The sequence below is a fragment of the Pseudomonas sp. KU26590 genome (assembly GCF_026153515.1).
In the GTDB taxonomy this organism is placed as follows: Bacteria; Pseudomonadota; Gammaproteobacteria; order Pseudomonadales; family Pseudomonadaceae; genus Aquipseudomonas.
Map to the genome: position 1 here is coordinate 3557765 of NZ_CP110644.1, position 22822 is coordinate 3580586.

General features: G+C 54.3%; 20 protein-coding genes and 4 pseudogenes. 13 read left to right on the forward strand and 11 right to left on the reverse strand.

What is annotated here, in order from left to right; all coding sequences use genetic code 11:
- Positions 1-8: 8 nt before the first annotated feature.
- The 3 genes from tnpB (OKW98_RS15500) to OKW98_RS15510 form a co-directional block, all read right to left on the reverse strand.
- Positions 9-344: an IS66 family insertion sequence element accessory protein TnpB gene (gene tnpB / locus OKW98_RS15500; protein WP_265385549.1), complete on the reverse strand. Its 336-nt coding sequence runs from the start codon at positions 342-344 to the stop codon at positions 9-11.
- Positions 341-673, reverse strand: coding sequence for an IS66-like element accessory protein TnpA (gene tnpA / locus OKW98_RS15505; RefSeq protein WP_265385550.1), 333 nt, complete (start codon positions 671-673; stop codon positions 341-343). The genes tnpB (OKW98_RS15500) and tnpA (OKW98_RS15505) overlap by 4 nt, the downstream gene beginning before the upstream one ends.
- Before the next feature lie 250 nt (positions 674-923).
- Positions 924-1508, reverse strand: a complete 585-nt coding sequence (locus OKW98_RS15510) for a CGNR zinc finger domain-containing protein (RefSeq protein ID WP_265385551.1) — start codon at positions 1506-1508, stop codon at positions 924-926.
- Between the two features lie 71 nt (positions 1509-1579).
- Here OKW98_RS15510 and OKW98_RS15515 point away from each other — a divergent pair, with 71 nt between their 5' ends.
- The gene (locus tag OKW98_RS15515) at positions 1580-2746 is read left to right on the forward strand and encodes an MFS transporter (protein WP_265385552.1); all 1167 of its coding nucleotides are present in this window, start codon (positions 1580-1582) and stop codon (positions 2744-2746) included.
- Between the two features lie 344 nt (positions 2747-3090).
- On the opposite strand, the gene OKW98_RS15520 is transcribed toward OKW98_RS15515, so the two are convergent.
- Positions 3091-3459, reverse strand: a complete 369-nt coding sequence (locus tag OKW98_RS15520) for a histone-like nucleoid-structuring protein, MvaT/MvaU family (protein ID WP_265385553.1) — start codon at positions 3457-3459, stop codon at positions 3091-3093.
- A 725-nt stretch (positions 3460-4184) separates the two neighbouring features.
- On the opposite strand from OKW98_RS15520, the gene OKW98_RS15525 reads away from it, so the two are divergent.
- A complete protein-coding gene (locus tag OKW98_RS15525; RefSeq protein ID WP_265385554.1) occupies positions 4185-4799 on the forward strand; it encodes a hypothetical protein in 615 nt (204 codons plus the stop codon).
- A gap of 502 nt (positions 4800-5301) precedes the next feature.
- A pseudogene (locus OKW98_RS15530) lies at positions 5302-5633 on the forward strand (hypothetical protein).
- Between the two features lie 215 nt (positions 5634-5848).
- Here the strand turns inward: OKW98_RS15530 and OKW98_RS15535 are convergent.
- On the reverse strand, positions 5849-6799 hold the full coding sequence (locus OKW98_RS15535; RefSeq protein ID WP_265385555.1) for a lipase family protein: 951 nt from the start codon (positions 6797-6799) through the stop codon (positions 5849-5851).
- 144 nt (positions 6800-6943) lie between these two features.
- Here OKW98_RS15535 and tnpA (OKW98_RS15540) point away from each other — a divergent pair, with 144 nt between their 5' ends.
- The 3 genes from tnpA (OKW98_RS15540) to tnpC all read left to right on the forward strand — a co-directional run bounded on the left by tnpA (OKW98_RS15540) (position 6944) and on the right by tnpC (position 9280).
- Positions 6944-7276: an IS66-like element accessory protein TnpA gene (gene tnpA / locus OKW98_RS15540; protein ID WP_265385556.1), complete on the forward strand. Its 333-nt coding sequence runs from the start codon at positions 6944-6946 to the stop codon at positions 7274-7276.
- Entirely contained in the window at positions 7273-7608 is a 336-nt protein-coding gene (gene tnpB, locus OKW98_RS15545) for an IS66 family insertion sequence element accessory protein TnpB (RefSeq protein ID WP_265385557.1), read from the forward strand. The genes tnpA (OKW98_RS15540) and tnpB (OKW98_RS15545) overlap by 4 nt, the downstream gene beginning before the upstream one ends.
- 61 nt (positions 7609-7669) lie before the next feature.
- On the forward strand, positions 7670-9280 hold the full coding sequence (tnpC, locus tag OKW98_RS15550; protein WP_265385558.1) for an IS66 family transposase: 1611 nt from the start codon (positions 7670-7672) through the stop codon (positions 9278-9280).
- Positions 9281-9335: 55 nt separating this feature from the next.
- On the opposite strand, the gene OKW98_RS15555 is transcribed toward tnpC, so the two are convergent.
- The 3 genes and pseudogenes from OKW98_RS15555 to OKW98_RS15565 form a co-directional block, all read right to left on the reverse strand.
- Positions 9336-9536: a DUF1737 domain-containing protein gene (locus OKW98_RS15555; protein WP_265385559.1), complete on the reverse strand. Its 201-nt coding sequence runs from the start codon at positions 9534-9536 to the stop codon at positions 9336-9338.
- Between the two features lie 1635 nt (positions 9537-11171).
- Positions 11172-12158 (reverse strand): D-erythronate dehydrogenase, encoded by a 987-nt coding sequence (denD, locus tag OKW98_RS15560; protein WP_265385560.1) that lies wholly within the window; start codon positions 12156-12158, stop codon positions 11172-11174.
- A 16-nt stretch (positions 12159-12174) separates the two neighbouring features.
- Positions 12175-13484 (reverse strand): annotated as a pseudogene (locus tag OKW98_RS15565) (MFS transporter).
- Between the two features lie 155 nt (positions 13485-13639).
- Between OKW98_RS15565 and OKW98_RS15570 the strand changes: the two are divergent.
- Positions 13640-14416: a FadR/GntR family transcriptional regulator gene (locus tag OKW98_RS15570; RefSeq protein ID WP_265385561.1), complete on the forward strand. Its 777-nt coding sequence runs from the start codon at positions 13640-13642 to the stop codon at positions 14414-14416.
- 375 nt (positions 14417-14791) lie between these two features.
- On the forward strand, positions 14792-15364 hold the full coding sequence (locus OKW98_RS27540; RefSeq protein WP_416148483.1) for a LysR substrate-binding domain-containing protein: 573 nt from the start codon (positions 14792-14794) through the stop codon (positions 15362-15364).
- A 56-nt stretch (positions 15365-15420) separates the two neighbouring features.
- Here the strand turns inward: OKW98_RS27540 and OKW98_RS15575 are convergent, their stop codons facing one another.
- Complete coding sequence (locus OKW98_RS15575; protein WP_265385562.1) at positions 15421-16248, reverse strand: SDR family oxidoreductase; 828 nt, start codon at positions 16246-16248, stop codon at positions 15421-15423.
- Between the two features lie 111 nt (positions 16249-16359).
- On the opposite strand from OKW98_RS15575, the gene OKW98_RS15580 reads away from it, so the two are divergent.
- The 4 genes from OKW98_RS15580 (at position 16360) to OKW98_RS15595 (ending at position 20524) form a co-directional block, all read left to right on the forward strand.
- Complete coding sequence (locus OKW98_RS15580; protein WP_265385563.1) at positions 16360-17259, forward strand: LysR family transcriptional regulator; 900 nt, start codon at positions 16360-16362, stop codon at positions 17257-17259.
- Positions 17260-17334: 75 nt separating this feature from the next.
- Positions 17335-17856 (forward strand): hypothetical protein, encoded by a 522-nt coding sequence (locus OKW98_RS15585; protein ID WP_265385564.1) that lies wholly within the window; start codon positions 17335-17337, stop codon positions 17854-17856.
- An 881-nt stretch (positions 17857-18737) separates the two neighbouring features.
- Complete coding sequence (locus tag OKW98_RS15590; protein WP_265385565.1) at positions 18738-19625, forward strand: hypothetical protein; 888 nt, start codon at positions 18738-18740, stop codon at positions 19623-19625.
- A 428-nt stretch (positions 19626-20053) separates the two neighbouring features.
- Positions 20054-20524: a hypothetical protein gene (locus tag OKW98_RS15595; protein ID WP_265385566.1), complete on the forward strand. Its 471-nt coding sequence runs from the start codon at positions 20054-20056 to the stop codon at positions 20522-20524.
- Positions 20525-20753: 229 nt separating this feature from the next.
- On the opposite strand, the pseudogene OKW98_RS27545 reads toward OKW98_RS15595, so the two are convergent.
- Positions 20754-21575, reverse strand: a pseudogene (locus OKW98_RS27545) (NADPH-dependent oxidoreductase).
- Between the two features lie 116 nt (positions 21576-21691).
- Here OKW98_RS27545 and OKW98_RS15610 point away from each other — a divergent pair.
- Positions 21692-22000, forward strand: a pseudogene (locus OKW98_RS15610) (hypothetical protein); the annotation flags it as partial.
- Between the two features lie 134 nt (positions 22001-22134).
- Here the strand turns inward: OKW98_RS15610 and OKW98_RS15615 are convergent.
- A complete protein-coding gene (locus OKW98_RS15615; protein WP_265385569.1) occupies positions 22135-22560 on the reverse strand; it encodes a GNAT family N-acetyltransferase in 426 nt (141 codons plus the stop codon).
- Positions 22561-22822: the final 262 nt, after the last annotated feature.

The following is a 22822-nucleotide window of genomic DNA, read 5'->3' on the forward strand; positions in this document are numbered from 1 at the left end:
GGCAGTGATTACATCAGGGTGATTGCACTGTTTTGCCCAACTTTTTGCCAAGGTAAACCCAGCACCAAGGCATGCAGTTGCTCGGCACCCAATTCCATCTGTGAGCCGTGCCGAGATCCCGGCCAGAAAAACTTGCCTTGATGCAGTCGGCGCGCCGCCAGCCAGATACCCAACCCATCGTACACCAGCACTTTCATACGATTGGCGCGGCGGTTGGCAAACAGATAAGCACAGTGCGGCTGCGCCGCACCGAACAGGGCCACCACCCGCGCCAGCGCTGCGTCAGTGCCAGCGCGCATGTCCATGGGCTCGGTGGCGAGCCAGATAGAGTCGATACGGATCATCGCGACAGGTCTCGAAGAAAGGTTACACAGGCAGCAGCACTTTCAGTTGGCCAGTTCACTTTAACGGTGCCGCGAGGATGCTGGATCTCAACGCTGATAGTCGATGATGCCGCTTGCGACTCAGTGCTTGCGAGTGGCATGGGCAGTGAAACAAAAGCGGGGTGCAGCGCCATGCTTTTCTGCGTTTGCAACCGAATCCACTTGTGGACGATGTTCGCGTTGAGGCTGTGGTTGAGCGCGATGCTGGCAATCGAAGCTCCGGGTTGGGCGCACTCTTGAATGACTTGGGTCTTGAACGACCTGGGATATGAACGGCGTTTTGGCTGCATGAAAGACCCTCTTAAAAGGCCAGAAGTGGTGCCCACTTCAAATCGCTAACACTTCCGCAGGAGCGTCTTCTGGCTGCAAATGCCCACCGCAGGTGGCGGTACCACTAACGTCGGTCGCATCAGATTTTGGATTTTCAGCGCCTGATGGGTTTAGCGAAGACGGACTGAGCGCAGAACCACTGGCCAGCTCCTTAGGATCAAACAATCCCGACAGCCCGGTTATGGCCCAAAAGGCCGGGAACGCGAGCGACTAACCCCCGTCCGTTATCGGACTCTTCTTCGCCGCAGCGCGCGCTCGGAAGGCGCTGACCTTAGCAATCGTCCCACACGCTCGACCATCCACTCCACCCTTTGTCATACCGCACCAGCGCTTGCTGCCGTTGCGGGTATGGTCATAAAAAGCCCACCGGCAGTCATCACAAGTTTTAAGTCGCGACCATGTACCTGACGATATTGCATTCGCAACCAGTGCAAGAATACTGGCGACGTAGCTAGTGTCGGCAGACGTCACACATAACCCGGGGGCACCCCCTTCTGCAGCAACTGCCTTCACTGACAGAGCGACGCGCGCAAGCCAAGCGTTCAGCAACTGATGGTCGTCGTCGAGGCCCTCGCAAGACTTGCGCAGATCAGAGCGCAGCTCCGATAGCCTCTCCAAGGTATCGCTTTCAGCCCGAGGGTGAAGGGAGAGCTCTTCGCGCCATTTATCTGCGTCACGTGCCAGCACCGGCAGGTTGTCCACTTCTACCCTCGTCTGGTTTGGAATTGACCAGGTATTGAGGAAGCGTCGGACGAGTTCGAGCGCGCCGGGTGCTGCCTGATTATGAGTCTGCATCGCGAGTTCCTTGCAAAACGCAGGTCTTCGGAGTAACCATCAAACCAGAATTGATGGTTACGGAGATGGACATGGTCATAGAAGCGCACCCCGATCGAATGCCTTGGCCGACCGACATCCGCAGATTGCTGTGGATGCAGGGATTGATGAACGCGTCCCATTTTATGACCATTCCTCTCTTGGCACTGTACATGGCAACGAACCTTCATTTCAGCGCCGCAGCGCTCGCGTCCGTTATGTCAGCCAACTTGCTCTGCGCACAGGCGTTGCCACTCGCTGCCGGCGCAATTGCTGATCGGTTCGGCTCGCATAGACTCATTACCCTGGGCCTGCTGCTGCGTGGCGTGGGGTTTCTCGGATTCAGCTATCTTGACGGGGCGGCGGCCTGGGTAGGATGTGCGGCCATCGCGGGTGCAGGCGTCGCCTGCTACGAGGGCGGCGTTTATGGCCTACTCGGCCGGCAACCCAAAGAATGCCACTCGACCCTCTTTGCTTATAACAACCAGATGCTGAACGCAGGAGCAGCAGTAGGGCCAATTATTGGCGGTCTCGCGGGGTTAGCTGACATCCGTGTAGCTTTTGGATTCAGCGCCATGGTGTTCATCACCCTTGGCGTCATTGCCTACAAAGCGCAGTTTGGATCATCTGTGATCTTCAGAAGGCAGCTAATAATGGAGAGCCTTAAGGCAGCACTCACACATGCTGGGTTATGGCGGTTGATCGTCGCCTCATTGCCGTGGTTTTTTCTATTTCCACAGCTCTATGTGGCGTTCCCGATGTACGCCGGTCAATTAGCGGGGCCCCATGCAGCTTCTGCAATATACGTCGTTAATGGCTTTGTGGGGCTTGCCTTCATCCTCACGGCGAAGCGTTGGATGTTGAAAATGGATGCTGCATCCCTCACCACTTGGGCTTACCTCGGAGCAGCAGTGGCGTTCGCCATTCTGGCTGTGCTGAATGGCATCGGGTGGTTCCTGTTGTTTATCGTTGCCTATACCGTCGTGGAAACAATCTTGTTGCCCACGATTGAAAGTATGACCGCATCGCTGGCGACGGACGGCAGCCAGGGAACCTTCTTCGGCGTGATGAGTGCGGTAGGAGCGCTAAGCGGCGCCGCTGGTTATTACGTGGGGAGCTGGCTCATATTGAATCGAACCCCCGTCGAGACATGGTCAGCCCTAGGGGCTGTGGGATTTCTCGGGTTTATCACCTCTGCGTTATTGCTTCGTAAGCGCTAGCGCCCTATGCCTGGTCGCTAGCCCGCCGGATAGCCGGCGCACTAAAGACAATCAGGATGAGACGAACGAGACCTAGGTATCTTCGCGGCTCTTGATACGGTCAGACGATAACGGAGTTGAGGACGCCCGACTGGCCGCGCTAATCATGCGCCAGCAGAAGGCCCTAGAACGAGAACCCTAAAGAGCACTAAAATCTCTTGGCTTTGAGTAGCCAGAGAAGCCCGGTGAGCGGGCAGCTGAACCACTCCAATTGGCACGACGCGGTACCAGCCGTTCCAGCGTGCATAGAGCGCAATCGCAGCCAAAAAAAACCGTCTTACGACGGCTGGTTCAACTGCAACGGGTCATTTCACCAACCAGGACTCAACCTCATCGCCGAACTGGCCCTTCCAAGCTTTGAGCAGCTTGTGGTTACCGCCCTTGGTTTCAACGACCTCACCTGTCAGCGGGTTTTTATAAACCTTCATTTCGCGGGCCTTGCGTGTCTTTTTCTCAGCAGCGACTGGAGCAGCCTTTCGACCGGTAACAGCCTGCGGATCGAGAATGCCAACGATCTCTCTCAAGCTGAAGCCGTACTCACCCAAGAGGTCGCGCAGTTTGGTTTCAAACTCGATTTCTTTTTTCAGGCCACTGTCGTTTTTCAGCGTTTCAAGCTCGGCGAGCTGGGCTGCGAGCTGTTGTTCAAGCTTCCGGAATTCGGCTAGACGCGACATGTAAATCTCCAAGGACGTTTGATATCACCGATGTTAGCCGATCGCCGGTGGCCAGTCATTCGCCTAAGTATCTCGGCGCCACCTCCAGCCCTAACTGGTCTGTCCCCCGCCGGTTTTGGTAGTCCAAAAGTGCGCTCAGGCCGTCGCGTCGATTGCCAGCGTCGCGCAGCACCACAGTCTTAACGCGCACCTCGTCCATAATTGGATTCGGGTACAAACGACCAAGTCATAGAGCGGCAGCCTGCTTTCGTTCCGCTACCTTTGCAGCTCGCCGGAGGGCATCCCCAGGCTCCGTCATCGACCATCTGCGTTGAAGTCCAGCACTCGCGTGGCAGGTCAAAGTGAACTGGTCGACCGATAGCGCTGCGGCCTGTGCTCCGTTCTGCGAGACCTGTTGAGGTGATTCGAATCGATGCGATCTGGCTCGCTGCCGAATCGCTGGCTATGCGCGGTGACGCGGAAACGGCCTAAGCCCGGCTAATTGCCGAGTTCGGTACGGCGAAGCCACGAAGCGCGCTTATCTATTGACCAATCGCCGCGCCAATTGGATAAATGTACTCGTGCACGAGGGTGTGCATCTGGCTTACAGCACGACGGCTTCAAGGGACAGTCGATTGACTTGGCACTTATCGAGGTTGGAAAGTAGTAGTTTGGAGAAATGGAAACATTTACCTGAGCCAGAAGTCCTAACGCCAATATCGCCCTCAATCGTAAAGGATAAAACGATGCGAATCAGTGAAGTGTCACAGGCGGTGTTGATTGTAAGTGGTGCGTTGATGCTTGTTGCCTGCTCAGGCGGGCCTTCCGAAGGTGAGATTCAGGCCGCCTTGCAACCTAGGCTTGAGGGCGCGTCCTGTGTGCGTGCGCCGATGTTCAAGACCTTCCCGGTGACTCTGGAGGAAGGTTTCGGGAGCGGCACGTCGATGGGTAATGAGCCCGCTTTTGATACCTTGGTGGCGGCGGGGCTGCTCGCTAAAAGTGGCAAGACATATTCCCTCACTGACCCTGGCCAAGCTGCTTATGTCCAGCAGGAGTCAGGATTCTGTTATGCCCGGGGCTTTGAAATAGCCAAGATCAGAGACACGTCAACAAACACTGAACAAATGGGCCCCGCTGTCGATAAGTCATGGGTCGTGACGGTGGACATTCGTCAGAAGTCAGTAGCCGCATGGGCCAAGACACCTGCTGTTCAAAAACTGGCACGCAACCCGGAAACGCTTTCTGAAGAACCGAAAAGCTATCGCGTGGTTGTCGGCAGGTTGAAGGCGGATAGCACGCTGCAGTTGATCGACCCGCGCTTTTCTATCATGCGTGGTTTAAGCGTCAATCAGGCGTTTTGAATCCATGGCAAAAACCCATCGCTCCACCCAGCACATCGGTTGACCGGGGTTGCTTTCAAGGTTATTTGGCGCATGGCAATCCTGATAATAAAGGCGATAGTGTCCACGTATTCTAAAGTGGGCAACATTGCCCTTATCGCTGGGATCGGGAAGATGATTTGAGCGGACGGTTATTTTGATCCAGCGAGAGTGAATAGTATCGACCGTCTGATATCTGAAGCTAAACTCGCTTTGAGCCTAGGCTCACCTTAAGTCACGCTTCCCTTGGTGATTGCAGTCGCCCGCTAGGCCGCTCAACGTCCACTTACGGAGGCCGTCTACCTCGGTGAGATAACACCTGCTCGGTACTACATCGCCGATAACTGCTTGGAGAGAGTTCACTCCCAAAGACCACTTCACGCATTTCGAGCGCGGCTGACGCAATCAGAACGTGCCACCGGTACCTGTTAATGTCGGGCTGGCTGCTAGAATGCACATTGCTCCATGACTCCCGAGACGCAATATGAATCAAGAATTGACAGAAGAAGACATGCGTCGCGCGCTGTTCGGGGATCCGATCACCCTTCCCCGCGAGCCCAATCCATTGAGAAAGAAATCGTTCCGGATACCGTGATAATTTCGCCGCTCAAGCCACGGTTAAAGAACAAGGCCGCCAAAGCGTTTACGCCAAGGCTTAGAGTTACACTGCGAGTGGGCAACGAGTTTGAAGGCGAAACGTTCGAGCTAACCCATGACGCCGACACACTGAGCACACTCCTCGCCGAGCAGGAAGCGACCAAATCTGCTCGAAAAAAATACAGGTATGTCGAGGTCATCTCTGTAAGACCTGTGTAGGTCAGATACCTTTATCTCGCCAATGGCGTTTTGAAGCCTCAAGTTCGACTCGTCTGAACGAACCAACAAGTACTCGCAAACAGCCTCCTCTCCGACCTCCGCCCCAGCCGCCCAAAATGCCAACCAAACGAAAAATCAAGCCATGAAGCACGGCCATGCTGTGCGCTTGGCCGGTTATCTTCACATTAATGATGTCGAGCAGGTTCTGACGTGGACTACTGCAGTTCGCCCACATTCATCCCCGAGGCTTTTTGAATGGCACACGCGAAGTCATGCATCGAATGGTTAGCGACCGCACTCCCACCATTGAGCAGGCTGTAGCGCACGCCTCGGATGGTCGGGTTTTCCGCTGAAGGCTGGACGAACAGGCTAGTGAACGACCGAAGCAAGGCAAGAATCTCGCCCCGCTCGTAGATTCTGTCGATGGGCAAGCCAACACGGTTCACATCGCGAACTGCCGGATCCACGCTGAAGAATCCCGTGACCGGTGAGGGATCAAAAGCGTACACCTGGCTGACCTTCAATTTCTGAGGTGTGGCAGGAATGGCGTAAGCAAATTGCTGAGCCAACCCGCCTCCCAGAGAATGGCCGGTGGAAATCAGCTTGGCACCGTTCAACCATCCCCCCAACTCTGACCGAGAGCGATCTGAATACTCCTGCACGAATGCAGGTGCGAAGTCTCTCACCAGCCTGGTGTATTCGTCGTCGACCTTGAAAGTCAACCATCGAAAATTCGATATCCAGTCCTTACCACTTTTAGATTCAGTGCCACCAAACGCGACCACGACCTGTTTTAAGTCACGGTTTTCCCACACTTCCGCACGAAGATGAGAAGTTTGCATAACTGAGTCCAGATGACCATTAGGAATGGGGAAGTTAGTCCAGCGCGTCCACCCGTGTTTAGCCACAACGCGGTCGGCACTTGTTGCCTTGCAGATATCCCTATCCTCACCATTGACCGCATGTGCATACGCGGCATCGGCTAACCAGGCATATTGCCAATGGGTTTTGGCTTCGCCCTGATTAGGGAATGGCTTTCCTAAAAACCGCGTGCCTGGCTTTCGGACTACGACCTCATCGTGTGTCTGGTTGAACGCGGCACAACCACTCAAAACTATCGGTATTAGCAAAAGCCGGCCAAGCACAAAGAGTCGATGAGTAACCATTATCCTTATCCCTATCGATGGTCAAAAAGGAGAACAAGCTCGTATGCGTCCGGCCAAGTCATCTACCCAGCCCCGCAAAGCCAAGACATGGTGTGCACTTAAATTTAAGTGGACACCAGTTCTAGCCTTTTAAGCGGGTATTTCATGCAGCCAACACGCCGTTCCTATTCCAAGTCCTTCAAGGCCCAAGTCATTCAAGAGTGTGCACAGCCCAGCGCTTCGATTGCCAGCGTCGCGCTCGGCCATAGCCTCAACGCAAACCTCGTCCACAAATGGATTCGGCTGCAAGCGCAGAAAAGCCCTGCGCTCCCACCTGCATTTATTCCGTTACCCATGCTGCTGGCCGGGGCCAACTCCCATCCGGCCTCATCGAATATCTGCGTTGAAATACAACACCCGCGCGGCACCGTAAAAGTGAACTGGCCCACTGAAAATGCTGCTGCCTGCGCGACCTTTCTTCGAGACCTTCTACGATGATTCGCATCGACGCCATCTGGCTCGCCACCGAACCGATGGACATGCGCGCAGGCACCGACACGGCGTTAGCCAAGGTGATAGCGGTGTTCGGTGCGGCGCAGCCGCACTGTGCTTATCTGTTCGCCAACCGCCGCGCCAATCGCATGAAAGTGCTGGTGCATGACGGCTTCGGGATATGGCTGGCAGCGCGCCGGTTAAACCAAGGCAAGTTTCACTGGCCTGGCATTCGCCAAGGCTCAGAAATGGAACTCGATACCGAGCAGTTTCAGGCACTGGTGCTGGGTCTGCCATGGCAACGCGCAGGTTCTGGAGGCTCGATCACACTGCTTTAACCGCTACCATTAGCCTATCGGTCTATCGCCGCGAATTGCCTGCTCTGGCAAAATCGGCGTCATGACTTCGCTTCCCGATCTCGCTCACCTGACCCCTGAACAACTGCGCGCCTTGACGGCGCAGTTGATGCAGCGTGTCGAGACGCTCGACCACCAGGTCGACACGCTGGGCAAGACGGTAGAAACGCTCGACCAACAAGTTGAGACGATGGGTAAGACCGTTGAGACCATGGGCAAGAAGATCAGCCGCGACCAAACGCTGATCGAGAAACTGACCCACGAAATCGCCCAGCTCAAACGTTTGAAATTTGCCAAGCGTAGCGAACAGATGAATCCCGAGCAGGCCAGCCTGCTCGATGATCTGATCGACACCGATATCGCGGCAATTGAAGCAGAGCTTCAAAGCTTGCAGGCAGTGATAACTCCGGCCGAGAAAAAGCAGAAGCCCAAGCGCACCGCATTACCGGCTGAGTTTCCACGCACGCTGATCCATCACGAACCGGACAACACTCACTGCCCATGCGGCTGCGCCCTCAAGCGCATCGGCGAGGACGTCAGCGAGAAGCTGGACTACACGCCCGGCGTATTTACCGTTGAACGCCATTTACGTGGCAAGTGGGTCTGCGATGACTGCGAAACGCTTATCCAGGCACCGGTTCCGGCGCAGGTTATTGATAAGGGCATCCCGACTGCGGGCCTACTTGCACACGTCATGATTGCCAAGTTTGCTGACCATCTGCCGCTTTACCGTCAGGAATCGATCTTCGGTCGAGCAGGCCTGGCGATTCCACGCTCAACCTTGGCTCAATGGGTGGGCGTGACGGGCGTGCAGTTGCAGCCGCTGGTCGACGCGCTGCGCGAAGTAGTGCTTGGGCAACAAGTCATCCACGCAGATGAAACACCGGTGCAGATGCTCATGCCGGGAACAAAGAAAACTCACCGTTCCTATGTGTGGGCCTACGCCACCAGCCAGTTCTCGGACTTGGCAGCGGTGGTTTATGACTTCAGTCCCAGTCGTGCCGGTGAGCATGCTCGCAACTTCCTGCAAGACTGGAGGGGCAAGCTGGTCTGCGACGATTTTGGCGGCTACAAGGCCAGCTTCGAACTGGGCGTGACCGAGATCGGCTGCATGGCCCATGCCAGGCGCAAATTCTTCGAGCTGCACGCCACGAATAAAAGCACGCTCGCCGAGCAAGCCCTGCGCTATATCCAGTTGTTGTACGAAATCGAGAGCGAAGTCCGCGATCTGGAGCCGGATTTACGGCGCCGAATACGGCAAGAAAAAGCCGTCCCAGTGATGAATATGTTGCATGCCTGGATGATCGCCCAGCGTGACCTCGTGCCCGGAGGCTCGGCCATCAGCAGAGCACTCGATTACAGCCTCAAACGCTGGGCAGCGCTGTCGCGCTACCTTGATGACGGGGCCGTACCCATAGATAACAATTGGGCCGAAAACCAAATCAGGCCATGGGCTCTTGGGCGCAAGAACTGGCTCTTCGCAGGGTCTCTACGCAGCGGAAAACGGGCAGCGGCGATCATGAGTCTGATCCAGTCGGCGAGACTGAATGGTCATGATCCTTATGCCTATCTGAAAGATGTTCTCACGCGGCTGCCGACTCAGCGGGCGAGTGAAATCGACCAGTTGCTGCCGCATAAGTGGCAACCGTTTTAAGCACGCAAGGCGTGATGCCGGAGGCATACTTCTAACCATCATCGATACAGGCTGATTACCCAACAGATACAAGGGTAGATCCGCCCCAAATGATCGCTTGCGCCACTATCACATTTTGCCCATTGAAGGTGACAGCAGGGCTACCATAAAGCTGGTAACCCATCTGCAATGCAGCACTCACACGGTGACAGAAAGCTGCATCGTCATGGCCAGTAAGAATACGATAAATTGGCAGATCGTCAGGTGGTACGGTCACATGCGAACTCCTCTAACATAGGGTGGTTCTGGCTCAAGATTGCTCATGTAGGGCACAGGTTATCGGCTTGCGTATCCTGAGTTCTGAAATAGATTACACCACTCGTGTGACACTGCCATTTGGAAGGAAATGTACCCATCCTCAGCGCGCACTTTACAAGGCGGGTTGCCCAGGCGCTTACCTTTAAAGGGTTTGGGATAAGAGGTTCTTTGGCGCATGGCAATCCTGATGATAGGGGCGATAGTGTCCACGTATTTTTAAGTGGACAACATCACCCTTATCGCTGGGATCGGGTAGGTGACTTCGCCGGACGCTTACACAAGCTCGTCCCTGCCGTTGATGCAGATTGCTAAGAATTATGGGCAGTCAGATGTCATCTAAGGTAATTGAATTTTTCAAGATTCTCGTCAGTCAACGACCACTTTCTGGCGCCATGTTCAATAAGACGAGCGGAGCTATCGCAGGGAGAAGTTGGACACTGACCCGATTTTCGAGCGCTAGGACTAACGGCGTGCTGGCATGATTGCGGCCTCCTCGGCCTGCAAGGTTGCAAAGGACATCCTCGGCTTCAAAAAAGGAGCCATTACGATCGCTCTGAAGTTTGCTCAGTTCAGCCAGCCGTGTTGTTGCGCTGGCAACGCGTTGTGACTCTCCATGGGTGTTCCCGATACCGAAATCACCAAGAAATCACAGCACCGACCGACCGTAAAACCCGTCCGGGGGTACTGATGATGCAGGAGCGGAAGCATTCCAATGCGCCTCTGCAAAAAATTCGTACCGCCCGCACTGCTTTAAGTCAGCAGCCGGCCAACATCCGCCACTACACCATCACGAACATCCTTGTGACTTGTCCAATAGTACGACGCCTCAGCCCGCAGTCATCCCGTTGTCGTTACAAACAATTGCGCCGGTATCTTCACCGAATATCGGCGTGGAAATTCTGCACCCACCCGGCGCCGTCAAAGTGAAAGGGCCAACCGATAGCGCGCATGCCTGCGCCGCCTTCCTTCGCGGCCTGTTGCGATGAGGCGCATTGATGCCATCTGGCTCGCCACCTAGCCTCTGGATGCGCGCCAGCGTCAAGACGGCGGTGCCCAAGTTGGTCGCGATGTTCGTTAGGTCGAAGCCGCACTGCGCCTATCTATTTGCTGATCGCCGCACGACTCGGATGAAAGTGCTGATACACAATGGGTTGGCGTCCAGCTCGCGGCACGTCGAGTGAATCAGCGACGGCTCCACTAGCCAGTTGCTCAGCAAGGCAGCCAATTGCAGTTGGATGCTGAGCAGCTTCAGGCCTCGGTATTCGGCTGACCTTGGAAGCGTATTGGCGCTGGCGCTGCAATCAGGCCGCTTTAAAAATCGTAGTTCATGCCTGGGCTTGCTGTATCCGTCATTTGGGCAATGCGCGCGGACGTCAATCTAATCCCAGTCAAACTCTGGGTACCGGAAGGTCTGTTTAGTCAGGCTCCTTACTGCGGAATGATCCCCACATCCTCTCAGCAGCCATACGAGCTAGGGTGATCATCCGTGATCTACGAAACGCTGCCTACCCACCCAGTTGATGCCGTGTTACCTCACACTGATCGGTGCCGGGGACATACAAGGTCTCCGCGAGATTTCGCTTTCAATTCCGTCCTAAGACTCAAGAGCTTGAGGAAGATACTCGTCAACGAACTGGGCAATGACGTCGTCAAAATCCTGATCGTGGGTGAACCCTAGATTTCGTGCATACGAAGAAGCAAATGAGCCGGGCCAAGATCCCACAATTTTTTCGATGGCAGGACTGCGCTCAATACGAACTCGGTTTGCCACCTCATCGCCTGCCGTTTGGCGCAGGGCATCAATCATTTTCTCAACGGTAATCGACAAGCCAGGCATGTTGATCACCCTGCCCCGCCGCAGCATCTCGCCCGGCAATTCATGACCATGGATCAGGTTGCTGATGGCCTGCGCCGGAGACATCAACCACAAGCGAGTCTCAAGGGGCACTGGGCAAACACTCTCCTGTCCATTGAGTGGTTCCCGGATGATACTGCTGGCAAAGCTGGACGCTGCCAAGTTAGGTTTGCCGGGACGAACGGCGATGGTGGGCATACGCAGACTGCGCCCATCGACAAAGCCACGTCGGCTGTAATCGGCAAGCAGCAAATCGTTCATTGCTTTCTGGGTACCGTAGGAGCTTTGCGGAGCCCACACCTGGTCGTCTTCTACCTGTTCGGGCAGTTGTCCCCCGAAGACTGCGACCGAACTGGTCATTACCCATTTCGGACACGTCCCCAGACGGCGGATTCGCTCCAGCAGATTCTGCGTAGCCGCGAAATTGATGCGCATGCCCAGCTCAAAATCCTGCTCGGCCTGACTCGATACGACAGCCGCCAAATGGAAGATGCTGTCGGTTTCGGCATCCACCAACCCTCTTAGCACTTCTGGATCGGCGATGTCGCCGCAGAGCACCTTTAAGCGCGAATCACTGAAACCGGCCAGCGGCATCAGGTCAAATGCCACGAGGGTGGAGATAGCCTGACTGACGCCCTGTCGATCTGACAACGAACCGCGCTGCAGGAGCGCATTTATAAGGCGACGGCCAAGAAAGCCAGCCGCGCCGGTCACTAGAATTTTCATGATTAGCTCCTGATACTCAGCGATTAACCAGCTTGGCGGGAATACGAAACACTAGAGCCGCGCCCAGAAACAACGCGCTGGCCATGACATACATGCCGATGGTGGTGCTTTGCGTCATATCCTTGAGAAATCCCATCAAGTAGGGCGACACGAAGCCGGCGAGGTTGCCACAGGAGTTGATCAGCGCAATGCCGGCCGCAGCAGCCGTACCGCCAAGAAACGCCGTTGGCAGCGGCCAAAACAGTGGCAACGTACTCAGCGCACCCATTGCACCCAGCGTCAGGCCAATCATCGAGACCGTGAAGTTATCGCTCCAAGTGGCTGAAATGATCAGACCGATCCCTCCGACAATCGCCGTCAGTGCCAGATGCCAGCGACGCTCACGCAGACGGTCGGCATTACGCGACACCAGCAGCATGGTTGCGACCGCTGCGCCATAAGGAATTGCAGTTAGCAAGCCGATCTGCAACACGTCGGTCACACCCGCCTGCCGTACCAGTGTCGGCAGCCAAAAACCAACGGTGTAGAAACCTGCTATCAGACAGAAATAAATACCCGTCAGCAACCACATGCGTGGCTGGCGGAACACGTCCTTCACCTTGTGGGCAACATGTCCCTGACTTTCGGCATCAATCCGCGATTGTAGAAGGGCCTTCTGTTCAGGAGTCAGCCAACCTGCCTGGGAGATACGATCGCTTAAGCAGAAAATCACCAGGATTCCGATGGCTACCGAAGGCAGGCCTTCAATGAAGAACAGCCATTTCCAGCCGGCCCACCCGTGAGCACCGTCAAAGGCCGTCATGATCCAGCCCGACAGCGGCGCGCCGACAAGACCCGACAACGGCACTGCCGTGGCGAACAGCGCAAACATTTTTCCGCGTCGATGGGTAGGGAACCAGTACGACAAATACAGAATGACCCCCGGATAGAATCCAGCCTCAGCCAGACCCAGCAAGAAACGCATGATGTAGAAAGACATCGGCGTCGTGACAAAGGCCATGCACGACGAAATCACCCCCAGCTGATCATGATCCGCGCGATCCAAAGCCGTGCGCCGACCTTGTGCAGTATTAAGTTGCTGGGGATTTCCACGAGGAAATAAGCAATGAAAAAGATCCCGGCGCCAAGGCCGTAGACCGCTTCAGAGAAATGCAGATCGTCTGACATTTGCAGCTTGGCGAAACCGACGTTCACACGATCAAGGTAGGCGACCAAGTAGCACAGCAACAACAGTGGCAAGATTCGCCACGCGGCTTTGCGGTAAAGCGCGTCCTCTGAAGCGTCGACAGACGGCCGGATGCTGTTTTGAATCAATGATTCGCTCATCTGAAGCACATCCCTTTATTTTTGTAGTGGGAGATTTGGTGTACGGGTAACAGTGTGTGACTTGAATCTACATAATACGTCATACGAATTCAAGGGTAGCTTAGAGCAGGGGGACGCGCTCACAATGCGTCCACGTTCATTGATGTGAGATCCATATGTCAGCCACCCTGACTTCTTGGCTTCCTGATACCTCGGCCAGCTTGAAAGACGCCTCAAAGGGTACGCTGGCCGATCAAGTGACAGCTGCGCTTAAGGCTCACATCGCTAGCGGCGAAGCCTTACCCGGTTCGCGTCTGCCAACCGAGCCAGTGCTTTGCGAGCGCTATGGTGTTAGCCGCACAGTTGTGCGTGAGGCGATTTCCCGACTTAAATCTGCAGGTTTGGTAGAAGTGCGCCAAGGCAGTGGTACCGTTGTAAGCGAAGGCGCTCACATCAAGGCATTCACCATAGACGTGGATGTTTGCGGCTCCATCGAGGCCGTGCTGCGAGTGACCGAGTTACGTCGCGGTATCGAGAGCGAAGCGGCAGCGTTGGCCGCTCAGCGGCATACTCCACAACAACTCGAAGCCATCGCAGTGGCGTTGAAAGCCATCGACAAAGCCGAGCAAAAAGGCCATGACGGTGTCGAAGAGGATCTCGCATTCCATTTATCCGTCTCGCATGCCACTGGCAATCCGCTCTACCCTTCAATGCATGAGTTCATCGCCCAGTTCGTCAAAGAAGCGATCCGCATCACGCGCTCAAATGAAGGTCGTCGAGAGGACTTGTCCCGGAAAGTACACTCTGAGCATTTTGCGATCTATGCGGCGATTGCTGCCAGGGATCCCGAGGGCTCCCGTCAAGCTGCGTTGGCCCATATCTGTAACGCGGTAGAAAGACTTAAGAATGCTGATCCAGCGTTCTGGAAAAACCCCGATAAACGCGGGTCTTAGTCTCGTCAAGGCATTGCTTAGGCGAAGACAGGACGGTTGCTCAAAAGCTCCTCCAAGGATTGAACCTGCCAGCGCTGCTGACTCAGCGTATGCGTCCGGCCAAGTCATCCACCCAGCCCTCCAAAGCCAAGACATGGTGTGCGCTTAAATTTGAGTGGGCACCGGTTCTAGCCTTTTTAAGCGGGGATTTCATGCAACTAACACGCGGTTCCTATTGCTTAAGCGCACCGGTCGAGGCGTTCTTCTAAGGGCCACGGTAAGCGCTTACTCCTCCATGCCCAAAAAATCCTGCGAGCTCACGATGAGGCCTTGGCTGAGCTATCGGGTGCCGGCCTCTCGGGAACAATCCGCTTCGGATGTCCTAACGACTACGCAGTGGTTTTCTTGCCACTACTGCTGCGCGATTTCGCTAGCCAACATCCCCAAGTTTTAGTCGAGGTTTACTGCGCACCCACGCCTCGTTTGCTGGAGCGATTGGAAAACCATACTTTGGACATAGCTATGATTTCACTGCCAGGTAATACCATCGAAGGGGCCATCATTAGGCGAGAGCCGTTAGTGTGGGTAGGAGCAAAAGGGGGTGACGCTGCCGAGATGGAACCGCTGCAACTAGCGCTTTCTGATCCCGATACGCTAGATCACATTGCAGCCATATCAGAGCTCAACAATGCAGGCCGCCCATATCGCCTTGCCTACGCAAGTCATAGAGTGTCTGGACTAACAGTCGTTGTGCGGTCAGGCCAAGCCATTGCGGTTCTTACTCAGACCGCTGTTCCCGATGACCTGCAAATCCTACCTAGCGAATTTGGGCTTCCTCAACTTCCTGACGTATCAATCACTTTGAAGCCCGACAGCAAAAAGCCATCCGCACTGGTGAGCGCCTTCGAGGATCACATTCGAGAGGTATTACCACGCCTAGGACTATCCGCGTGCTGGGCATGTCTCTAGTAGAAGTAAACCCATGTGTCGGCGCTGATTGTGTTGCACGCTTTCCTGAACGGAAGTCAATCGATCTCGGTGCTCCTTGCGATTCCCTTGTACTGTTCCAGCTCAGCCACTCGCTGGATCAGCGCTGCGCGGACACGCTCATAAGCACCGCTCCCCAACAGCATACGCTTTGGCGCTGGATCGGTTTCAGCAATATCCAGCATGGCTTTGGCCATTTTCTGCGGATCTCCTGTCAGGGGGAAAGCACCACTGGCGACAGCTCTACGCACCTCGCCGGCAGGCGTCTGGTCGTATTCGGCCATCACGGGAGGGCTAACTAGGGCCGCAGCAAAGTTAGTGCGAGTCGGGCCTGGCTCTACAAGGGTGAACTGAATGCCAAATGGCGCAACTTCCTGGGCGACTGATTCGACGAAACCCTCGATGGCCCATTTGCTGGCGTGGTAAAAGCTGAAGTTGGGATAAGCCAATTGCCCGCCCTCCGACGAAACCTGCAGGATTCGACCGCCCCCTTGCCGACGGAGAAAAGGCAGGCACGCGCGGATCACCTGTATTGAGCCAACAAGATTTGTTTGCAATTGCTGATCGATTTGTTCGTCACTGCATTCCTCTGCTGCGCCAAATAATGCGTATCCCGCACTGCTGACCACGACATCAATGCGCTCCAGTTCAGTGAACGCCCGGTGAATCACATCCCGAACGGCGGAGGTATCGTTCACATCCAGTGCCGCTGTCCACAGCCGTTCGCCGTACCGCTCTTTTAAGTGGCTGAGTGCGTCAGGCTTTCGTAATGTAGCCGCCACGCGATCCCCTCGTTCCAGGAGTTGCTCAACCACCGCCAAGCCAATGCCGGACGAGCTTCCAGTGACTAACCAGGTTCTGTTCATGCGTGTGTCCTCCTCATGGCGAGCCGGATTGGCTTGCGAGGGCCTAACGCTACGCCCTCGGAACTGCTGCTACTATCGAGCAGAATGCGCATGACCTGATGAAAAAAAACCATGAATGACCTGCCCCTTTCACTTACTGATTTACGTGCGTTGACTCTGATCGTTTCTCACCGAAGTTTTCGCAAAGCTGCGGATGAGTTGGGGTTGTCTGCATCCACGCTCAGCCATTTGATGAGAACTCTGGAGGCAAGACTCGGAGTTCGGTTACTCAATCGCACAACACGTAGTGTCTCCCCGACGGCAGCGGGCGAACGCCTGCTGAGTAGGTTAAGGCCGGTGCTGCGAGAGTTTGCGCTGGCGGTAGATGAAGTGAACGAGTATCGGGTTCTTCCAAGTGGCATCTTGCGAATCAATGCAAGCGATCAGGCTGCGCGCGTTTTGATGGAGTCTGCCCTGCCGACATTCCTGCGACGTTTCCCGCAGATGACGGTCGATCTTGTCACCGATGGTCGCCTGGTTGATATCGTTGCCAGCGGGTTCGACGCGGGCATCCGTTTGGGTGAGTCAATACCTCAAGACATGATCGCCGTGCCGATAGGCCCGGACATTCGGTTTATCACCGTCGCTTCCCCGGACTACCTCAGGACGCATCCCTGCCCATTGACGCCAGGTGACCTGCTTCGACATCAGTGCATCGGCATCCGTATGCCCAGTGGTAAACCTTATCGATGGGAGTTCGAAAAACATGGGCGGTCGTTCGTCATCGACCCGAATGGACAGCTGACCCTCGATAATCCGGAAATAATGGCCAAAGCGGCCATTTCTGGACTCGGCATCGCCTACGTGCCGGAACTTGTCGTCTCGGGATCCTTGGCAGATGCTCGGCTGGTGCCGGTTCTGGAAGATTGGTGCCCGCGGATTCCCGGATTGTTTTTGTATTATCCGGGGCATCGCCATATACCATCAGGGTTGCAGGCATTCATTGAAGTGCTTAGGGAATGCCACAGCTAATCTTGAAAGTAATAAGGTGATCGTCGTCACTGCCGCACGAGGGGGGTCAGCCCCCAGTTCGACGGACTTGGCGCCATGGTGCACGATCATGTCCGCGAAGAAATGCGCGCTGTACTGACCGAAACGACGCCCTGCCCCTTCATCGATACCAAAGCACAGGAGTTGCTGAGCGAAGCCCGTAAATCGTTCAGATCACTCGGGCTGGTAGATGAATTCACCTATGGCTCTGACTCGAAGACTCATTTAGTCACCTGGCGTGGCGATCAAACCAACGACGCTCTGGTACTCATGTTCAACCACGTAGGAATGGCGTGCGAGAGCTCAGGCCTTGCGTTGTCGGTTGGCGGCTCAAAAAAGACTGTCGCTGACGCGCTCTCCAAGATCGTCGAGCTGGATCCGGACGACATCGAATCACTGCTGGAAGGCGTCGAGAATCTCATCAAGGAAAAATGGGACTGGGCTTTGCCCCGCTCGCTGCTCATGAAATCCTATGCCTCGTCTCAGCTCAACTTCAAAGGCGCGGTCGAGTTCGCAAAGTTGTTCAGTACTCGGTGGCTTCACGGTGGAAGCACGTTTGAAAGCACAACCGTTCACTAGCGTTAGTGCTCGATTACTGAAGGCGATGGCTGCGGATACAGCGTGTGCGCTTTAGGTGAACGAGGGTGGGAGGTTTGGCGACTTGAACGACCGAAAGCGTTTCAAGCGTCGCTCTCTCACCGCCCTCACCTACCTCCGCCGTGCCTTCGTGGTGCCGATCAGGCGGAGCCCATACCCATGGCAGGGCGACCTCATCGCTACGGTTTTGTGAGAACCGACTCAGATCAGACGCTATGCGCCCCACTCGGCGGGTCAACAGTATCGAGAAAATTAATTTTTATATTTTTCTAGATATATATACCAAGCCAAATCCGGGTTTTATTGTGCATTTTGCAGACGACAAAACGCGGTCTCCAGCCGTGCTTTTACTCACGACTGTTCAGCCTGCCAGTGGTGCAGCAGCAAGGTGTAGGACAATCCGTAGCGAGATGGATCACGGGCTTTGAGCGATTCTCCGTCCAGCGCTAAACTTTCGTTTCGCGTCCTTTACAACCAAAAAATGCATGCTAGGCTGAGATTGCTTTGGAATGAGTCAATCGTAAAGACTGTCAATACCTTGCGGAGAAACTGCCGATACCGGTTCAGAATCGATTTTTATTTAACCTAGACCAGACTACCTACGTCGACGAACCCATTTGCGCACATGCTCGATGTAGAAAATCTGAACTGTGTAATTTTTGCTTAACTCTCTATTAACGGGGCTGAGATCTGCCCACATGCTGCTAAAATCCGGCATCATTACTTATCGAGGCGGGGTAAGTGATCACACATTGAGGTTTTTTTACTGAGTCGATGTTACCGGCGAACTGCTGCCTTGATTATTGCAAGTAACGTATTTCCCCACCGGCACTTTGCCGGGGCTCTCTCTTGGATGAGGTCTTATGACTATTATGAATGAAGAAGTAAAAGCAGTATCTAGTTTCGTGGAGGGAGGCACTGCCGATCTTCGAACTTACAAATTTGCTTCCGCTGAGCTTAATAAAAACTTACAAAACTATCTCGCAACATCATCCTTGGTAGAGGCGGTAGCCGTTGCTGGAAACGAATCCGGGGGGACAGGAGATAGCGAAGCTGGTGTACAGTTCCGCCTGAACACTACTGGAAACATCTTCTACTCCACTACGTCCCCGGAACTAGAGGCTGATACAAAAGCGCTTTTCAACTCCGCATCGGTATTGTTTGCTGCGATGACGAAAGCCATGCACCAAGCAGGCAAAACCTTGTTCGACTATGATTCTTGGGCTCAGTTGATCGGTAAAACTGGCTATTTTGTTGAAATGGAAGACTTTCAACAAAACCTGCATATTGAAGAAAGTTCCATTACGATCGACACACAGATAGTTCAGGAGCTTCTTCCAGGCGTTATGGATAACACATCAACTATGACAATCGCAAAAGCAGTCCTCGGCGCTTTTAATACCCAGCTGACAAGCAAATCGAGCGATGACTCTACAAAAGTCGGGCACCTATTATTCTTCTGCGAAGAATTATTCGGCGCTCCAAGCGTATCTGTGAGAATTTTTTACGCCACCAAGACGACACATACGCAGGTTACTTCCACCTCTTGCTCACATACATCAAGTGTGACAATAGATCAAACACAACAGGCCAGTACGTACCTGTTCATCGACCCGACGACAATATCAGCCTATTGTGCGAGCCTTAATAGTGACCAGCCCGCATACGATGCGTTAGTCAGTAAGATGGCAGCTATGATCGGCGCACCTGCAAACCCGGCCACACCGTCTACACCCGCCACACCGACCTAAACACAACGAAACTTATTTGTCTCAGGGAACTAGATCGATTCTTGCACGCGGCTTAGGGCGTCAGCCTACAGCCGCCGGGGACGCCTATCTAGATGAGGTTATTTTCAGCACACTCCCTCATATTGACGAACGGCAATAATTGAAACAGCCCGATCAAAACCCGAGGTCAATATTAACTTTAAAGATCAGGCTGTTCTATAATTTTATGGAATATACCTAACAAAGGAGCTCGGCCTAACGATGACTATAAGGCTGACCGCTATGCAACTCAATAACGTTAATATAGTGTTTAGCCCCAAGCTGTAACTGTGGACGTTAAGTCATGAGTCACAGAAGATGTTAATCCAAAGCCAGGATAGACTTAATTTCGAAAAAAAATTTAGTAGCCATACCTAAAATAGATCCTTTAATCAATATTGGAGCGACCAATGACGCCGAACGATTTAATCAGTCAGATCATCAATGACTCGCAACGACTAACGCTTGCCATACAAACAGGTGCCCAATGGGAGCTATGGATGCAAGTGGAAATGTACATTATGCTTTTTGGGATGCCTGGGGTTACAGTTGCTAGGGAGGTTCCATATGGTGCAACGAGAATGACATTGGATTTCCTTGCTACTGATCAACATGGTAGGTACGCGATCGAACTCAAGGTTGAAAGCGCAACCAATGCGGGTGCCAGCGTAATGACACAAGCAATGTCCGATGTCCAGAAAATTGCACAATATGTCGCCCCGGACGCTTTACATCTTTCAAGATACGTGATTGCTATCGGGTATAGTGCACCTGCTAGGACAGCACTTAGAGCCGCTGGGGCAGCGCATCCTGCTGCTGTCGCAGCATCAGCATATAACGAAGTGAATTCGATCGGAGTTCTGATCATGACCCTGCCATGATCGACCCACGTTAGACGGCTCGGCCTGACACAGTAAATGAAAAGCAAAGTTCCAAAAATCCAAGTTGCTGTCAAAATTTCGAGAGACATAGGCGGTTGGCATCTTATGCAACACCTCCTTTGGTGCTGGGGTGTAGTGATAGCAGAGAATAATTTGCTCACCCAGGCGGAGCCCCTTTCCATGGCAGGGCGACCTCATCGCTACGCTTGCGCCTATGACGGACAACTGGTTAACGAAGACCAAAACCCATTCGCAGCATCTGTTCAACAAGTCGTTCGCGGCCATGAAGATTAGAGACGCTGCTTAACCGATTGACGACCTGCTCCGACCAGCCCGATGCCTTCATGCCCTCGCGCTGATAGAAAGCCCCCAAACGCTGATCATACTCGGCGACCGCTTCAGGCTCTGGATTAGCTGAGTATGTTTCGTGATGGAGAACCGCGCTCTGAGGAAGCCTCGGCTTGACCTCGGCCGGCAATTCGTTGGAGGGATAACCTACACAAAGACCGAATACCGGGTAGACGTGTGGAGGCGGCGCAAGCTCCTTCGCGATTCCCTCGATGTCATTGCGGATGGCGCCAATGTACACGCTCCCAAGCCCCAGGGATTCGAGCGCCACGACCGCATTCTGCGCAGCCAGGGAAGCATCAATTGTTCCGAGCAACAGGCTCTCGAGGTAAGGAAGTGCTTCCAGTTCTGCATGCTGCTGCTCGGCGACGCGCGTGACTCGGGACAAATCGGCGAGCCATACGAGGAACAGAGGCGCCTATCGGATATAGGCCTGGTTTCCGGCGAGCGCGCTTAGTCGTGCCTTTCGATCAGCATCCTGCACAGCGACAACGCTCCAGACCTGCAGGTTTGACGAGGTTGATGCAGATTGCGCGGTAGCGATGAGCGTCTGGATTGCGCCTTCAGGCAAGGGCTCGGCAGTAAATGCGCGGACGCTGCGATGGTCGAGGAGTTGATCGATGATATCGTTCCAAACGAGGAGCGCAGATGCATCAGGCTGACCATAGCGAGCCGCCATCTTTGATTGGTTGTTGGTAGCCATGAACACTCTCCAAAAGGTGAACGGAGGCTATCAAATCGATGCCTGCGCCGCATGCCTCAGCAAGAATTCTTCATGCACCTATTCCTCGACAGCCAGAGCCACGAAGGTATATCCGTTTGTCTCCAAACCCACTTACCGCGCGCGAAACCTATCAAGTCCTGCGGGACATCGCCCTGGGGGTGCGATCAATGCGCCGCATAGGCGAACACTCGTGGGTAGATATTTACTGCGGCCTGATGACAGTCGAAACCGATGGGTGGGTGATCACGTTTTAAAACGATTGCGACACACTCGATTATTGCGACAGCTGCTACAACCCGGAAGGCAGGGCCTATACCTTTGACTCCTCCAAACGGTTCGGTACCGATCCGGTGGAGCTCCTAAGCACCTGGGAACACAGCGAGCTCGAAAGGCTGCTCTCTTTGATGCAGGTAAGCTCTCAAGCGCAGTTTTACCAAGGCATTGACGGCCTCCATGATCCGCTGCGCTCAAAGTGAGGGTATGGCGACCATGCCTTGCTGCTAGCTACCTTTACAATCGTCGCGATTTGACCTGCCCATCAAAGCTTTTTGCTCATAAAAACTCGACTCGCACCTTCTGGATCACAGGCTATTTCCCCAAAACGTACCCACCCGTTTTTTTCATAAAAACCAGGTGCCTGGAAGCTGATGGTGTAAAGCACAGCAGAGCGACATCCCCGCGTCCGCGCTTCATCCTCGAATGCTTTCAGGACTTTCGTACCTAAACCCCCTCCACGAAGAGAGTCTGGAAGATGAAAGAGATCAAGAAACGCCAGCCCTAGGGACGATCGTCCGACGATCCCTCCTAAAGCCTCGTTTGTGGTCGGGTCTCTGACTATCACCGTCAATGGGCTCCGATCATTTGAGCCAGTCATCTGATCATTGAAGGCATTCAAGCCAACGCTGATTGCTGCCTCAAACTCGGGATTTTGCTCATTACCAATCACGATGATATGCGTTGTCATATTTTCCATCCGTCCTTGTTTAAAGTCTTGAGCCTGCACCGCGTCCAACTGGAGTGAGTGACGCGCGCATCCTGTTATGAGGCAACAACTCTGAATACGCACCCGCCGGCGGCAGCCGCTGGCGATTGAGAATATCCTTCTTAAGCACGCATACGGATCAAGCCCGCTGAGTCGGGGGGCGGAGCAGACTCACGATCTTAGCCGCATGGTTGCCTGCGCAGGCCGCACGCTCGCGCTGCGACCTTGTAGCTTCCGCCACTCC

Coding starts and splice junctions, on each gene's coding strand:
- tnpB (WP_265385549.1), bottom strand. CDS start 344: ATGATCCGTATCGACTCTATCTGGCTCGCCACCGAGCCCATGGACATG.
- tnpA (WP_265385550.1), bottom strand. CDS start 673: ATGCAGCCAAAACGCCGTTCATATCCCAGGTCGTTCAAGACCCAAGTC.
- OKW98_RS15510 (WP_265385551.1), bottom strand. CDS start 1,508: ATGCAGACTCATAATCAGGCAGCACCCGGCGCGCTCGAACTCGTCCGA.
- OKW98_RS15515 (WP_265385552.1), top strand. CDS start 1,580: ATGGTCATAGAAGCGCACCCCGATCGAATGCCTTGGCCGACCGACATC.
- OKW98_RS15520 (WP_265385553.1), bottom strand. CDS start 3,459: ATGTCGCGTCTAGCCGAATTCCGGAAGCTTGAACAACAGCTCGCAGCC.
- OKW98_RS15525 (WP_265385554.1), top strand. CDS start 4,185: ATGCGAATCAGTGAAGTGTCACAGGCGGTGTTGATTGTAAGTGGTGCG.
- OKW98_RS15535 (WP_265385555.1), bottom strand. CDS start 6,799: ATGGTTACTCATCGACTCTTTGTGCTTGGCCGGCTTTTGCTAATACCG.
- tnpA (WP_265385556.1), top strand. CDS start 6,944: ATGCAGCCAACACGCCGTTCCTATTCCAAGTCCTTCAAGGCCCAAGTC.
- tnpB (WP_265385557.1), top strand. CDS start 7,273: ATGATTCGCATCGACGCCATCTGGCTCGCCACCGAACCGATGGACATG.
- tnpC (WP_265385558.1), top strand. CDS start 7,670: ATGACTTCGCTTCCCGATCTCGCTCACCTGACCCCTGAACAACTGCGC.
- denD (WP_265385560.1), bottom strand. CDS start 12,158: ATGAAAATTCTAGTGACCGGCGCGGCTGGCTTTCTTGGCCGTCGCCTT.
- OKW98_RS15570 (WP_265385561.1), top strand. CDS start 13,640: ATGTCAGCCACCCTGACTTCTTGGCTTCCTGATACCTCGGCCAGCTTG.
- OKW98_RS15575 (WP_265385562.1), bottom strand. CDS start 16,248: ATGAACAGAACCTGGTTAGTCACTGGAAGCTCGTCCGGCATTGGCTTG.
- OKW98_RS15580 (WP_265385563.1), top strand. CDS start 16,360: ATGAATGACCTGCCCCTTTCACTTACTGATTTACGTGCGTTGACTCTG.
- OKW98_RS15585 (WP_265385564.1), top strand. CDS start 17,335: ATGGTGCACGATCATGTCCGCGAAGAAATGCGCGCTGTACTGACCGAA.
- OKW98_RS15590 (WP_265385565.1), top strand. CDS start 18,738: ATGACTATTATGAATGAAGAAGTAAAAGCAGTATCTAGTTTCGTGGAG.
- OKW98_RS15595 (WP_265385566.1), top strand. CDS start 20,054: ATGACGCCGAACGATTTAATCAGTCAGATCATCAATGACTCGCAACGA.
- OKW98_RS15615 (WP_265385569.1), bottom strand. CDS start 22,560: ATGACAACGCATATCATCGTGATTGGTAATGAGCAAAATCCCGAGTTT.